The 14,644-nt window shown below is 74.9% G+C and carries 10 protein-coding genes; 9 read left to right on the top strand and 1 reads right to left on the bottom strand.

What is annotated here, in order from left to right; translation table 11 throughout:
- Window positions 1-200 precede the first annotated feature (200 nt).
- The 9 genes from ACFXDE_RS14280 (at window position 201) to ACFXDE_RS14320 (ending at window position 12,855) form a co-directional block, all read left to right on the top strand.
- Window positions 201-1,409: an FAD-dependent monooxygenase gene (locus tag ACFXDE_RS14280; protein ID WP_380494074.1), complete on the top strand. Its 1,209-nt coding sequence runs from the start codon at window positions 201-203 to the stop codon at window positions 1,407-1,409.
- Window positions 1,410-1,475: 66 nt separating this feature from the next.
- Window positions 1,476-1,997, top strand: a complete 522-nt coding sequence (locus tag ACFXDE_RS14285) for a MarR family winged helix-turn-helix transcriptional regulator (RefSeq protein WP_380494076.1) — start codon at window positions 1,476-1,478, stop codon at window positions 1,995-1,997.
- Between the two features lie 166 nt (window positions 1,998-2,163).
- On the top strand, window positions 2,164-2,673 hold the full coding sequence (locus ACFXDE_RS14290) for a hypothetical protein (protein ID WP_380494078.1): 510 nt from the start codon (window positions 2,164-2,166) through the stop codon (window positions 2,671-2,673).
- An 8-nt stretch (window positions 2,674-2,681) separates the two neighbouring features.
- Entirely contained in the window at window positions 2,682-3,548 is an 867-nt protein-coding gene (locus ACFXDE_RS14295; RefSeq protein ID WP_380494080.1) for an NmrA family NAD(P)-binding protein, read from the top strand.
- Window positions 3,549-3,896: 348 nt separating this feature from the next.
- Window positions 3,897-7,934, top strand: a complete 4,038-nt coding sequence (locus ACFXDE_RS14300; RefSeq protein ID WP_380494082.1) for a Pls/PosA family non-ribosomal peptide synthetase — start codon at window positions 3,897-3,899, stop codon at window positions 7,932-7,934.
- The gene (locus ACFXDE_RS14305; RefSeq protein ID WP_380494084.1) at window positions 7,931-9,364 is read left to right on the top strand and encodes a M1 family metallopeptidase; all 1,434 of its coding nucleotides are present in this window, start codon (window positions 7,931-7,933) and stop codon (window positions 9,362-9,364) included. The genes ACFXDE_RS14300 and ACFXDE_RS14305 overlap by 4 nt, the downstream gene beginning before the upstream one ends.
- Window positions 9,365-9,403: 39 nt before the next feature.
- A complete protein-coding gene (locus tag ACFXDE_RS14310; RefSeq protein ID WP_380494086.1) occupies window positions 9,404-10,804 on the top strand; it encodes a serine hydrolase domain-containing protein in 1,401 nt (466 codons plus the stop codon).
- Window positions 10,805-11,102: 298 nt separating this feature from the next.
- The gene (locus ACFXDE_RS14315; protein WP_380436412.1) at window positions 11,103-11,942 is read left to right on the top strand and encodes a GNAT family N-acetyltransferase; all 840 of its coding nucleotides are present in this window, start codon (window positions 11,103-11,105) and stop codon (window positions 11,940-11,942) included.
- Between the two features lie 100 nt (window positions 11,943-12,042).
- Window positions 12,043-12,855, top strand: a complete 813-nt coding sequence (locus ACFXDE_RS14320) for a lysophospholipid acyltransferase family protein (protein ID WP_380494088.1) — start codon at window positions 12,043-12,045, stop codon at window positions 12,853-12,855.
- A gap of 19 nt (window positions 12,856-12,874) precedes the next feature.
- On the opposite strand, the gene ACFXDE_RS14325 is transcribed toward ACFXDE_RS14320, so the two are convergent.
- Window positions 12,875-14,461, bottom strand: coding sequence for an MFS transporter (locus ACFXDE_RS14325; protein ID WP_380494090.1), 1,587 nt, complete (start codon window positions 14,459-14,461; stop codon window positions 12,875-12,877).
- Window positions 14,462-14,644 lie beyond the last annotated feature (183 nt).

Consider the following 14,644-nt stretch of genomic DNA (forward strand, 5'->3'; position numbering starts at 1 on the left):
CCAACGGTCCAAGCCCCCCACCCACAGAGTCGGCAGTCGGAAAATCATCCAGCCCCCGGAGCGGCCACCCCCGCAGCCACCCCCGGCGAACCCCACCCACCCGAAAGCCCACCCCGCACCCCAAGCCCCGCGCAGCGGCCCCCATAAGCCCGCTGTACCCTCCTTCTACAGATGTAGAAGGCAGCACGAAAGGACCAGCCATGAGCAACAACACCGCAGTGGTGGTCGGGGGCGGAATCGGCGGCCTGTCCGCCGCGATCGGGCTCCGGCTGGTGGGGTGGGACGTGACCGTCGTCGAGCGGGCTGCGACCCTCGACGACGCGGGCGCCGGCATCTCCCTGCACGCCAACGGCATGCGCGCACTCGCGACGCTCGGTGTCGCCGACGCCGTCGAGGCCGCGTCGCGGCGCCAGTACACCGGAGGTACGAGGACCCCCGACGGCCGCCGCCTCGCCCTGATGGACGGCGCCGCGCTGGAGCGCGAACTGGGCACCCCCATCGTCGGCATCCCGCGGGCCGACCTGCACCGGATCCTCCGCGCCGCGATACCCCCCAACGACCTCGTGATCGGCTCCGAGGTCACCGACGTCGCAACCGCCCCCGGTTCCCGGGTCCGGGTGACCTACGGCGAAACCACGCTGGAGGCGGACCTCGTCGTGGCCGCCGACGGCATCAACAGCAAGCTGCGCCGCCGTCTGTTCCCGTCCCACCCCGGCCCGGTGTACGCGGGGTCGACGGTCCTGCGCGCGATCACGGACCGCCCGGTCGAGGGTCTGGCCGACGACTTCGCGCTGACCTGGGGCCACGGCGCCGAGTTCGGCCACATCGGGTTCCCGGACGGCCGGGCCGAGTGGCACGCCACGCTCAACGCCCCGGCCGGCCTGCGCTACCGGGACCCGCTCGACGAGATGCGCCGGAGGTTCGCCCGCTGGCACGACCCGATCCCGGCACTGCTCGCGGCGACCCGCCCCGAGGACGTGCTGCACCACGACGTGAACGAGCTCGTCACACCCGTCCCGTCCTTCGCCGTCGGCCGGATCGCCCTGCTGGGCGACGCGGCCCACGCGATGACACCGCACCTGGGCCAGGGCGCGTGCCAGGCACTGGAAGACGCAGTGACCCTGGCCGCCTCCCTCGGCACCGCCACCGCCCTCGACACCGCTACCGCCGAAGCCGCCATCACCACCGCACTCACCCGCTACGACGCCGCACGCCGCCCCCGCACCCTGACGGTGGCACGCGACGCCCGACGGGCAGGCAGGATGGGCCAGCAGCTCACCAACCCGGTCGCCGTCGGTCTGCGCAACGCGGCGATCCGGCTCACCCCGCCCGGTGCGATGGTCCGAACGGTGCTGAAGCACGCCGACTGGACCCCGCCCCGCATCACCCCTGCCTCGCGCGCCGCGTAGTGCCTCCGGGGCAACCCGCCCCGCCCGGGCTTGACCGGGAAACTGATTAGCCGCCATATTAAACCCATGACGCAGCACCCCGACGCCGGCCACGGCGCCCCCACGCTGGACCAGGCACGCCGCCAGATCGCCCGCTACGGCCTCACGGCCGACCCGCAGGCGGTACTGGTGGCGGCCAGGCTGATGGCGGCGGGCGCCAGGCTCGGCCAGGCGGGCGAGGTGCACTTCGGCCGGTTCGGACTGTCCACCGGCCGGTACCGGCTGCTGGCCGACCTGGAGGACCACGGCGGCGAGAAGTCGCCGTCCCAGCTCGCGGAGAGCCTCGGCGTCTCGCGGGCGACGGTGACCGGGCTGGTCGACGGACTGGAGCGGGAGGGCCTGGTGGCCCGTCGCCCGTCCATCGAGGACGGGCGGCGCAACGTGGTGATCCTCACCGCGCGGGGGGCGCAGCGACTGCGCGACCTGGCACCGGAGCACTACGCCCGGATGCAGGCCATGGTCGGCGGCCTCTCGGTCGAGGAACGGACGACGTTCCTCGACCTCCTGGCCCGCGTGGTCGAGGGCATCGACGCACTCACCACCGACTAACCACCCCCCACCCCACCCAACGCCCCAGCACCCACCACCCAACGCCCAACGCCCAAATACTTAGCCACCTAACCACCGCACGCCCAAATACTTAGCCACCTAACCACCGCACGCCCAAATAATTAGCCACCTAATCAAGCACCCTCCCCTACAGAACAGGAACCCCATGAGCAAGAAGGCCCCAGGCGCACCCCCGAGATTCGTCCTCCGGCGAGAAGTCCTGACCGCCTACGTCATGCCCGCCCTGATGGCCGGCCTCGGCGGCGCCGCGACGCACCAGCCCGAGCTGATGCTCGCCGCGGTCACCACGATCGCCGGCACATCGGCGGTCGTCGCGGCCCTCATCGGAGCCCGGCTGCGCCGCCGCCCGCCCCATGCGTGGGCAGCCCGCGCGCCGCGCGCCGCAGTCGCGATCGTCCTCGCCGTCACCGCAGCAGCCGTGGCCCTGGCCGTCGGCCTCGCCGGAGCGCACTGGCTGCCCCGGATTCCCGCACTGGCCGACCAGGCCTGGCCCGGCCGCCTCCCCGTCGACCTGCCGCTGTCCTCGGCGATCGCCGCGACCCTCATCACCATCCGCTGGCGCGCCTGCCGCCCGCACCGCGCCGCCCCGCAGCACCCCGCCGCCCCGCAGCACCGCAACGACCCCGCACCCCACCCCGAGAGGCAGACCTCATGATCGTCGTCATGGGCGCAGCAGGCGCCACCGGCGGAGCCACCCTCCGCAGCCTCGCCGCCCTGGGCGCTCCGGCCCGAGCGCTCAGTCGCGATCCCGAGCGCCTCGCCGCCACCCTCGACCGCGACCTCGACGCGAGCACCCGCCCGCTCGTCGAACCGGTCTTCGCCGACGCGGCCGACCCGGAGTCGCTGCGCACCGCGCTGAGGGGCGCCCACCAGCTGTTCCTCACGATGGCCAACGGCCCGCACCAGGTCGAGCACGAGCTGCGCACGATCGGGATCGCCGGGGAGTGCGGCGTGGAGCACGTCGTGAAGATCTCCGCCCCGGCCGCGGAGCCGCTGTCCCCCGTGGCCGTCTCGCGCGGACACCACCGGGTGGAGGGACACCTGCGCGCCTCCGGCATGGCGGCGACCGTCCTGCGGCCGTACGCGTTCATGCAGAAGCTCCTCCTCCTCGCGCCCGGCATCGCCGCGGCCGGGGTGGTGCACGGGGCGATGGAACGGGCGCGCTGCAACTACGTAGACGTGCGGGACATCGGGGACATCGCCGCGGACGTGCTCACCCGGCCGGAGCTGGCGGGCGGCACGTACGAGCTCACCGGCGGGCGGGCGTACAGCCATCCGGAGCTGGCCGAGTTGATCGGCGAGCTGCTGGGCCGGCCGGTCCGCTACGTCGACCTGTCCTCCGAAGAGCTGCGCGCCCACCTGGTGACGCGGGCCGGGATGCCGGAGTGGCTGGCGACCCACGTGGTGGAGATCCAGCGGCTCGCGGTGCTCCGGAAGGAGCAGCCGGACCCGACGATCAGCCGCCTGACCGGGCGCGTCCCGCGCACCCTCCCGGCCTTCCTGGAGGAACACCTCCCCCTCTTCCGCTGAACCCTCCCCTCCACGCCCCGGCGGGCCCGGACGGCGGCCGGAAACCCCTGATCCGGCCGAAACGCCCGGGCCCGCCACCCGAACAGCGCAAGAACCCGTGTGGCATGCCTCACGACGCCGATTTTCACCTGACGTTCCGTCAAAACGACTGACGCTCCATCACATCCGAACCACGAACCATCAGTTAACAACTGATGAACAGTCAGATTCGGTCACCCATAGTCGAGTTGCACGCGCTACCCGCCAGTAGCGCCCCCGTCACCCACCGCACCCCCGGGCTACCATCGGTCGGTTGTCTACTCCAGCCCCGGAGTGGAACGGGGCGAGGACAAGGAGTCACGGGCTGCCATGACAGGTGAAGCGAACCATCCGGTCGAACCGAACCAGCCTGACCAGCAGGACGCCTCGGCCCGAGCCGTCTTCCCCGGCCGCCCGGCGCCGGCCGCGCGCACGCTCGTCGACGTCCTCGACGCCACCGTGCGCAGCCACCCGAACGAGCCCGCCCTCGACGACGGCCGCACGGTGCTCAGCTACCGCGCCCTGGCCGCCGAGGTCGAGCAGCTGCGCCGCCGCCTGGCCGCCGCCGGGATCGGCCGCGGCGACCGGGTGGGCGTGCGCGTGCCGTCCGGCACCAACGACCTGTACGTGTCGATCCTGGCCGTGCTCGCGGCCGGCGCCGCCTACGTCCCGGTGGACGCCGAGGACCCGGACGAGCGCGCGCAGCTGGTGTTCGGCGAGGCCGCCGTCGCCGGCGTGCTGGGCGCCGAGCGGGTCCTCACGACAACCGCCGAACGGACGACCACCGAACCGACAACCGTCAAAACGACGACCCCGGAAACGACGACCCCCGAAACGACGACCGCCGAAACGACGACCGCCGAGCGCGCGCCCGCGCCGGAGCACCGCGCGCCCGCGCAGGAGCACCGCCCCACCCCGGCCGACGACGCCTGGATCATCTTCACGTCGGGCTCCACCGGCCGCCCCAAGGGCGTCGCCGTCACCCACCGCAACGCCGCCGCGTTCGTCGACGCCGAGGCCGCGCTCTTCCTGCAGGAGGAGCCGATCGGCCCGGGCGACCGCGTGATGGCGGGCCTGTCCGTCGCGTTCGACGCCTCCTGCGAGGAGATGTGGCTGGCCTGGCGGCACGGCGCGTGCCTGGTGCCGGTGCCGCGCTCGCAGGTGCGCAGCGGGGCCGACCTCGGCCCGTGGCTGGCGGACCAGGAGATCACCGTGGTCTCCACCGTGCCGACGCTGGCCGCGCTGTGGCCGGCCGAGGCGCTGAACGAGGTGCGGCTGCTGATCTTCGGCGGCGAGGCCTGCCCGCCCGAGCTGGTGCAGCGGCTGGTCACCGAGGGCCGCGAGGTGTGGAACACCTACGGCCCGACCGAGGCGACCGTGGTGGCCTGCGCCGCGCTGCTGACCGGCGACGGCCCGGTGCGGATCGGCCTGCCGCTGGACGGCTGGGACCTCGTCGTGGTCGACGAGGCCGGGCAGCCGGTCGCGCCCGGCGGCACCGGGCAGCTGGTGATCGGCGGCGCCGGTCTGGCCCGGTACCTGGACCCGGAGAAGGACGCCGAGAAGTACGCGCCGCTGCCCTCGATGGGCTGGGAGCGCGCCTACCGCAGCGGGGACCTGGTCCAGGCCGACCCGGCCGGGCTGCTGTTCCTCGGCCGCACCGACGAGCAGATCAAGCTCGGCGGGCGCCGGATCGAGCTCGGCGAGGTCGACGCGGCGCTCCAGGCACTGCCGGGCGTCGCGGGCGCGGCCGCCGCCGTCCGCACCGCGCGCGGCGGCAACCAGCTGCTGGTCGGCTACCTGGTCCTCCACGGCGCCGACGACGCACCGGGGGACCCGAACACCCACGAGCCCTTCGACCGCGAGAAGGCCGTCGAACGCCTGCGCGCCGAGCTGCCCGCCGCGCTCGTCCCGCTGCTCGCTCCGGTCGACACGCTGCCCACCCGGACGTCCGGGAAGGTCGACCGCAACGCCCTGCCCTGGCCGCTGCCCGACCTGGAGACCGGCGGCCCGACCGAGCAGCTGTACGGCACCGAGGCCTGGCTGGCCGAGCAGTGGTCCGAGATCCTCGGGGTCACGGTCGGCGGCCCGCGTGACGACTTCTTCGCGATCGGCGGCAGCAGCCTGGCCGCGGCCCGGCTCACGACGCTGCTGCGCACCCGCTACCCGAGCGCGGCCGTCCTCGACATCTACCAGAACCCGACGCTGCGCAAGCTGGCCCGGCACCTGGAGCGCTCCGCCGCCGACGGGGGCGAGGCCCGGACGATCAGCCCGGTGCCGACCAGGGCCAAGCTGTTGCAGCTGCTCCTGATGCTCCCGCTGTTCACCGTGGTGGGCCTGCGCTGGACGGTCGCCCTGCTGGCGGCCGGCAACCTCCTCACCCACCTCGGCGACTACCCGTGGGCGCCCACCGCCTCCTGGTGGGCGGTGGGCGCGGGCGCGCTCGTGCTGTACACCCCGGCGGGCCGGCTCGCGATCGCGGCGGGCGGCGCCCGACTGCTGCTGCGGGGCCTGCGTCCGGGCAGCTACGCGCGCGGCGGCAGCACCCACCTGCGGCTGTGGGCCGCCGAGCGGCTGGCCGAGACGAGCGGCGCGACGGAGCTGTCCGGGGCCTGGCTGGTGCACTACGCCCGCGCGCTGGGCGCCAAGGTCGCGGCCGAGGTGGACCTGCACTCGCAGCCGCCGGTCACCGGCATGCTCAAGCTGGGCCGGGGCTGCGCGGTCGAGGCCGAGGTGGACCTGTGCGGCTACTGGCTGGACGGGGACCGGCTGGAGGTCGGCCAGGTCAAGGTCGGCTCGGGCGCCGTGGTCGGCACCCGGTCGACGCTGCTGCCGGGCGCCAGGATCGGCAAGCGCGCCCAGGTGGTACCGGGCTCCAGCGTCACCGGCCAGGTCCCGACCGGCCAGCTCTGGGGCGGCGCGCCCGCCGTCAAGCTGGGCCGCGCGGAACGCGCGTGGCCGAAGGAGCGCCCACTCCGCCGGGCCCGCTGGTCCGCGATGTACGGCGTCAGCGGCACGGCGCTGAGCCTGCTGCCGGTGCTGCCCGCGGCCGCCGCCCTCGCGCTGCTCTCCCTGTTCGTCCGCCCCGGCGACGACCTCGGCGCGGCCGTGCGCGGCGCCCTGCTCGGCCTGGTGCCCGCGACCCTGGCGTACGGCGCGGTGTACGCGGCGCAGCTGGTGGCCGCCGTCCGGCTGCTGAGCGTCGGCCTGGTCCCGGGCGTGCACGCCCTGCACGGCCGGGTCGGCTGGCAGGCGTGGACGGTCACCCAGCTGATGGACCGCGCCCGCGAGGTGCTGTTCCCGCTGTACGCGGGCCTGGTCACGCCGCTGTGGCTGCGGGCGCTCGGGATGCGGGTCGGCCGGGGCGCCGAGGTGTCCACGGTGCTGGCGCTGCCGAGCCTGACGACGGTCGGCGACGGGGCCTTCCTCGCGGACGACACCCTGATGGCGCCGTACGAGCTCGGCGGCGGCTGGCTGCGCCTGGGCGAGGCGAAGGTCGGCGAGCGGGCGTTCCTCGGCAACTCGGGGATGACGGCGCCCGGGCGGGCGGTGCCCAAGCGGGGCCTGGTCGGGGTGCTGTCGGCGACGCCGGAGAAGGCCAAGAAGGGCGGCTCGTACCTGGGCATGCCGCCGATGCGGCTGCCGCGCTCGGCGGACGAGTCGGACCAGAGCCTCACGTACGAGCCGCCGGCCCGGCTGCTGTGGGCGCGCGGGCTGGTCGAGCTGGCCCGGGTGGTGCCGGTGCTGGCCTCGGGCGCGCTCGGCGTGCTGACCGTCGCGGCGCTGTCCCGGCTGGCCGGCTCGTCGGCGCTGCTGGCCGCGGCGCTGTCGGGCCCGGTCCTGCTGGCGGCCGGCGCCGTGGCCTGCGCGGTCGCGGTGGTGGCCAAGTGGGTGCTGGTCGGCCGGTTCCGGGCGGTCGAGCACCCGTTGTGGAGCGGCTTCGTGTGGCGCAACGAGCTCGCCGACACCTTCGTCGAGGTGCTGGCCGTGCCGTGGCTGGTCGGCGCGGTGCCGGGCACGCCGCTGCTCAACCTGTGGCTGCGCGCGCTCGGCGCGCGGGTCGGACGCGGCGTGTGGTGCGAGAGCTACTGGCTGCCGGAGGCGGACCTGGTCACCCTCGGGGACGGGGTGAGCATCAACCGGGGCTGCGTCGTGCAGACCCACCTCTTCCACGACCGGATCATGCGGATGGATACTGTGGTCCTCCGCGAGGGCGCCACCCTGGGCCCGGGCGGGATCGTGCTGCCCGGCAGCACGGTGGGCGAGCGCAGCACGCTGGGCCCGGCCTCGCTGGTGATGCGGGCCGAGTCCGTCCCCGCCGACACGCGGTGGCTGGGCAACCCCATCGAGGCGTGGCAGCCCACGTCATGACCACCAGTCCCGGCCCGCAGGAAGCGCACCACGACCCCGTGAAGCCCAAGCACGTCCCGGCGGCCGCCGGAGCACCTGACCCGTACTTCCCGAACAGCGGCGACCACCGCTTCCGGGTGCACCGCTACGAGCTGGCGCTGGACTACCGGCCCGGACCCAACCGGCTCGGCGGCTCGGCCCGGCTGAGCGCGGTCGCGAACGCGGCGCTCGCCGAGTTCGCGCTGGACCTGGCCGAGTTCCGGATCGGGCGGGTGCTCGTGGACGGCAAGGCCGCCCGCTACACCCACCGCGGCGGCAAGCTGCGGGTCCGTCCGGCGAAGGCGCTGACGGCGGGCGCGGCGTTCACGGTCGAGGTGCACTACAGCGGCAATCCCCGGCCGGTGCGCAGCCCGTGGGGCGGCCTGGGCTGGGAGGAGCTGACGGAGGGCGCGCTGGTGGCCAGCCAGCCGGTCGGCGCGCCCTCGTGGTTCCCGTGCAACGACCGGCCGGCGGACAAGGCGACCTACCAGATAGCGGTCACCACGCCGTCGCCGTTCACGGTGGTGGCGAGCGGGCGGCTGCTGACCCGCACCACCCGGGCGTCCAGCACGACCTGGGTGTACGAGCAGAGCGCGCCGACCTCGTCGTACCTGGTGACGGTCTCGATCGGCCACTACCTGCCGGTGCCGCTCACCGAGCGCCCGGCGGTGCCGCAGACGGGGTACGTGCCCGAGCGGCTGGCGGCCTCGTTCGCCCGGGACTTCGGCCGCCAGCCCGCGATGATGGCGTACTTCACCGAGGTGTTCGGCCCGTACCCGTTCGGCGAGTACGCGGTGGTCCTCGCGGACGAGGAGCTGGACGTCCCGGTGGAGGCGCAGGGCGTCGCCACGTTCGGCACCAACCACCTCGGCGGCGGCTGGGAGCGGGAGCGGCTGGTCGCGCACGAGCTCGCGCACCAGTGGTTCGGCAACAGCGTCACGATCGCCGACTGGCGGCACATCTGGCTGAACGAGGGCTTCGCCAAGTACGCGGAGTGGCTCTGGTCCGAGCACGCGGGCGGCCCGGCGGCCGCCACCCACGCCGCCGCCGCGCACTCCCTGCTGGCGGGGCTCCCGCAGGACCTGCGGCTCGCCGACCCGAGCCGGAAGCTCATGTTCGACGACCGGCTCTACCAGCGCGGCGGCCTCGCCGTGCACGCGCTGCGGTGCGCGCTCGGCGACGTCGCCTTCTTCGGGATGCTGAAGGACTGGGCGAGCATCCACCGGCACGGCGTCGTGGCCACCGCCGATCTGGTCGGGCACGCCTCCCGTTACACCGAGGCGTCGCTCACGGACCTCTTCGACGCGTGGCTGCACCGGCCCGAACTCCCGCCGCTGCCGGGCGGCCCGGACGTCCCCCGGTGGCGGCAGGGCCTCCAGCGCTGGTACGGCCGCTCCGCGGACGACCGTTAATCACCGGAGACGCGCGCCGGACTGAACTACTGTCCGATCATGAGTACTCCGGAAGAGCACATGACGGACCTGCCCGAGGGGCTGCTGCCCACCACCCGCCGCGCCCTGTTCCACCGCACCGCCGTGGCCCAGGCCGAGGGCCGCACGCCCTCCCTGGTGGCCGCGGTGGTGCGCGACGGCCGCCCGGTCTGGAGCGGGGCCCGCAGCATGGTGGACGGGCACGCGCCGACCCCCGACGTCCAGTACCGGATCGGCTCGCTCACCAAGACCATGGTCGCCGTGCTGGTGCTGCGGCTGCGTGACGAGGGCCTGCTCGACCTGGCCGACCCGCTCGCCCGCCACCTGCCCGGCACCCCGGCCGACGACGCCACGATCGCCCAGCTGCTCGCGCACTCCGCCGGACTCGCCGCCGAGACGCCGGGCCCCTGGTGGGAGCGGACCGACGGCGCCCTGCGGCCCGCCCTCGGCGACCTGCTCGAAGCGCAGGAGCCGCTCAAGCACCCGGCCGGGCGCCGCCACCACTACTCCAACCCCGGCTACGCCCTGCTCGGCGCCCTGGTGGAGAAGCTGCGCGGCGAGCCCTGGTACGAGGCGCTGCGGCGCGAGGTGCTGGCCCCGCTCGGCATGGACCGCACCACGCTCCTGCCCGAGCAGCCGCACGCCGGCGGCTTCGCCGTCCACCCGTGGGCCGACGTCATGCTCCCCGAGCCCCTCACCGACACCGGGCTGATGGCCCCGGCCGGCCAACTCTGGTCGACTGCCTCCGACTTGGCCCGCTGGGCCGCCTTCCTCGCCGCCGGCGACGGCTTGGTGCTCTCCGCCGACACGATCGCCGAGATGCGCCGCCCGGCCGTCGGAGCGGACAATCCGGACTGGACCTCCGCCTACGGCCTCGGCCTCCAACTCCTGCGCCACGAAGGCCGGGTGCTGTACGGGCACACCGGCTCGGTGCCGGGCTTCGTCGCCGGGCTCTGGGTCAGCGCGCAGGACGGCCTCGCGGCCCTCGCCCTCACCAACGCCACCAGCGGCGCCAACGCCCCTCTGCTGGCCGCCCAGTTGATCGCCATCACCGCCGAGCACGAGCCGCGGATCCCGGCTCCCTGGCGCCCGCTGCCCGAGGTGGACCAGGACCTCCTCGCACTCACCGGCCCCTGGTACTGGGGCGCCGCCCCGCACGTCCTGCGGCTCACCGCCGACCGCGGCCTCGAACTCGGCCCGCTCGCCGGCGGCCACCGCAACTCCCGCTTCCGCGCCGAGCCGGACGGCACCTGGACCGGGCTCGACAACTACTACGCCGGCGAGACCCTGCGCGCCGTCCGCGCCGCCGACGGCACCGTGAGCCACCTCGACCTCGGCTCCTTCGTGCTCACCCGCGAGCCGTACGGCCCCGCCGACGCCGTCCCCGGCGGCGTGGACCCGGAGGGCTGGCGGGCGTACTGACCCCGCCCGCGCACACCCGAACGACGGCCCCGCCGGGCGTACCCGGCGGGGCCCTGTCGTGTCCACCCCCACCCGGCGAGCGCCGAACGACCCGCAGGTGCCCCGCAGATGACCACCGGGCGAGGGTGGTCCCATTCAACAGCTGCACATCTGCCCTCCGCCGAACGGCAACGTGAATTCCAGCCGACTCGGACAGACATACCGGTGACCGGTTCGCGCCCGTGCCCAGCGCGTGCGAACCGGGCCGGTGCCACGAGAACCGCGGCACCGCCGCCCGTGCTGCCCTGGAGGGTCCGCCATGACCACCGTCCCCACGTACGCTCCGACCGCAGTCGCCCCCACCCACGACGCCCCGGCGGTGCCCGCCCAGCGCCAGGACCCCACGCCCGCGCCCACCTACACCGTCTCCCTCGCCCGCGACGAGGACGACGTCCGCGCCGCCCAGCGGCTGCGCCACCAGGTCTTCGCCGGCGAACTCGGCGCCGTCCTGCACAGCCCGGTCGCCGGCCTCGACGTCGACCCCTTCGACGAGTACTGCGACCACCTGCTGGTCCGCGAGGGCCAGGACGGCACCGTCGTCGGCACCTACCGGCTGCTGCGCCCCGAAGCCGCCCGCCGGGCCGGACGGCTCTACTCCGACGGCGAGTTCGACCTCTCGGCGCTCGCCCCGGTCCGCCCCGGCCTGGTCGAGGTCGGCCGCTCCTGCATCAGCGCCGAGCACCGCGGCAACGGCGCCGTCATCAACCTCATGTGGGGCGGCATCGCCCGCTACATGGTCGAGACCGGCAACACCTGGCTCGGCGGCTGCTGCTCCGTCCCGCTCGACGACCGGGGCGCCACCGCCGCGCGCGTCTGGGACGCCGTCAGCGCCAAGCACCTGGCCCCCGAGGAGTACCGCGTCACCCCGCACCGCCGCTGGGACGCCGCCGGCGTGCCCCGCGCCGAGCGCGGCGCCCTGCCCGCGCTGCTCCGCGGCTACCTGCGCCTCGGCGCCTGGGTCTGCGGCGAGCCCGCCCACGACCCGGACTTCGACTGCGCCGACCTCTACGTGCTGCTGTCCCTGGAGCGCACCGACCCGCGCTACCTGCGGCACTTCCTCGCCGGCGTGCCCGGCCTGCCGTCGGTCACGACCAAGTGAGCGAGCGGTGGGGGCACCCCCGGCCGAAGGCTGGGGGAATGCGAGCCATTGAGCGGTGCGTGTTGCGCGAAGCGCCCCGCGAGCGGAGAGAGGCGGGCGCATGAGCGTGTGGCTGCCGACCGCGCCCTGCCGCCCGGACACGTGCCTCGTCGAGGCCTCGCCGGAGGTCCCGCACCTCCGGCGGGCGCTGCGGCTCGCGGTCTGCCTGGCGGCGGTGGTCACGGGCGTCGCCCTCACCGTGCCGGTCCGCTTCCTCCCGCACGAGCCGCGGGACCGGATGATCCGGCTCTGGGCCCGCGCGCTGCTGCGCTCGCTCGGGGTCACCGTCCGCCTCGACAAACCCACCGGCGCGGTCGGCGGCGGGATGCTCGTGGTCGCCAACCACGTGTCGTGGCTGGACATCCCGCTGATCGCCGCCGGGCGGCCGGGCCGCTCACTAGCCAAGACCGAGGTCCGGCGCTGGCCGGTGCTCGGGCCGCTGGTCGCCTGGGGCGGCACGGTGTTCCTCGACCGGGACCGGCTGCGCACCCTGCCGGACACGATCGGGGCGGTCGCCCGGGAGCTGCGCGCCGGCCACCCCGTGATCGTCTTCCCGGAGGGGTCGACGTGGTGCGGGCGGGAGAACGGGCGGTTCCGTCCGGCGCTCTTCCAGGCCGCCGTGGACACCGGCGCCTTCGTCCAGCCGGTGACGATCCGCTACCGGCTGGCGGACGGACGGCCGACCAGCGCGCCGGCCTTCGTCGGCGAGGACGGACTGCTCACCTCGCTCGCCCGGGTGGTCGCGGTGCGCGGGCTCGTCGCCGAGGTGACGTTCCTGCCGCCGATCCCGGCCCCCGAGCCGCAGCCCACCCGCTGGGGCGCCCGGCGGGAACTGGCCCGGGCGGCGCAGGCGGCGGTCGAGGGGATCCGCTGAGACCCGCCCGGTGACGGCGTCACCGGGCGTGGACCCCGGGGCCGTCCGCCGGGCTGTGCTCCGCACCCGCGTGGGCGTCCTCACCCGTCGGCGGGCCGGCGACCGGGCGGGCCCGGCCGAGGAGCAGCGCGACCAGGACGGCGGCGACGGCGAGCGCACCCGCGCCGCACCGCAGCGCGAGGTGGACACCGTCGACGAAGGCTCCGTCCACGGCCGCCTGGACCGGAGCGGGCAGCGCGCCCGCCGCACCCGTGCCGCGCCCGGCGGGCGCGTCCGCGATCGGGCCGACGGCGCCGGCCGGGACGCCGAGCCGGTGCAGGGAGGCGGTGAGGGTGTCCGTCATCCGGTTGGTCAGGACGGCGCCGAGCACCGCGATCCCGAGGACGCCACCGAGCTCCCGCAGCGTGTTGATGGTCGCCGAGGCCATCCCGGTCTGCGCCGGGGACACCCGCTGCAGCACCGCGATCGACACCGGGGTGAACGTCATCCCCATGCCGAGGCCCATTGTGAACAGCGTCCACAGGTACTCGACGTAGTGGGCCCGTTCGCCGTGGAAGGACAGCCCGAAGAGGCCGACCGCGCACAGCGAGACCCCGAGCACCAGCGGCAGCCGGGGGCCGTACGCGCTGGTCAGGCGGCTGGAGAGCGGCGCCGCGAACACGATCATCGCGGTCATCGGCAGCCCCGCGTAGCCCGCGTCCGAGGGGGCCCAGCCGAGCACGCCCTGCATGAGCAGCGGCAGGAAGAACAGCGCGCCGAACATCCCGAAGCTGACCATGAACCCACTGAGCAGCGCGGCGTTCAGGGCGCCGTCGCGGAACAGCCGCAGCTCCAGCATCGGCTGGGGCACCCGCAGTTCGAGCACCAGGAAGGCGGCGAGCAGCACGGCCGCGGCGGCGCCGCAGGCGAGCACGCGGGTGTCGGTCCAGCCGCGGGACGGCCCTTCGATCAGCGCGTAGACGAGCGCGCCGAGGCCGGCCGCGGACAGGGCGAGGCCGCCGAGGTCGATCCGCCGGGGGCGCGCGGGGATGTCGGGGAGCACGCGGGCGGCGAGCACGAGCCCGGCCACGCCGATCGGCACGTTGATCCAGAACACGCTGGCCCAGCCGAGGTGTTCGACCATCGGACCGCCGAGCACCGGGCCGACGGACAGGCCCAGTGCCGAGACCCCGGACCACGTGCCGATCGCCCTGGCCCGCTCGCGCTCCCCGGTGAAGACCGTCCGCAGGATGGCAAGGCTGCCCGGGGTGAGCAGCGCGGCGCCGACGCCCTGCAGCATCCGGGCGGCGACCAGCACCTCGATCGTCCCGGCGAGCGCGGCGGCGGCGGAGCCGGCCGTGAACAGCGCGAGGCCGAGGCGGAACACCCGGGTGCGGCCGTACCGGTCGCCGAGCGCGCCGCCGGTGAGGACGAGCGCGGCGTAGACGAGGCTGTAGCCCTCCGCGACCCACTGCAGGCCGCTGATGCCGGCATCCAGGTCCTGCCCGATCCGCGGCAGGGCGTTGTTGACGATGACGTTGTCCAGCATGGACATGAACATGGTGACGCAGAGCGTCACGAGCGCGAGCCGCTTGCGGCGCGCGCCCGGCCCTCCCGACTCCTTCATCGGACTCCCCTCCAGATTCACCGGACTCCCCTCCGGACTTCTCCGCCCCTAACGGTGTTAGGGGCCCCGGTGGCACGCCAAGAGTGCCCCTAACACCGTTAGATTGCAAGCGGGATATCGTGAGGTCGCCGGGAGGAGCGCCGCGGGCGCGCCGGAACGGCACCGGACCAGCACCGGAAGACC

Origin of the sequence: Kitasatospora sp. NPDC059408 (assembly GCF_042751525.1) — a bacterium.
Lineage (GTDB): Bacteria > Actinomycetota > Actinomycetes > Streptomycetales > Streptomycetaceae > Kitasatospora.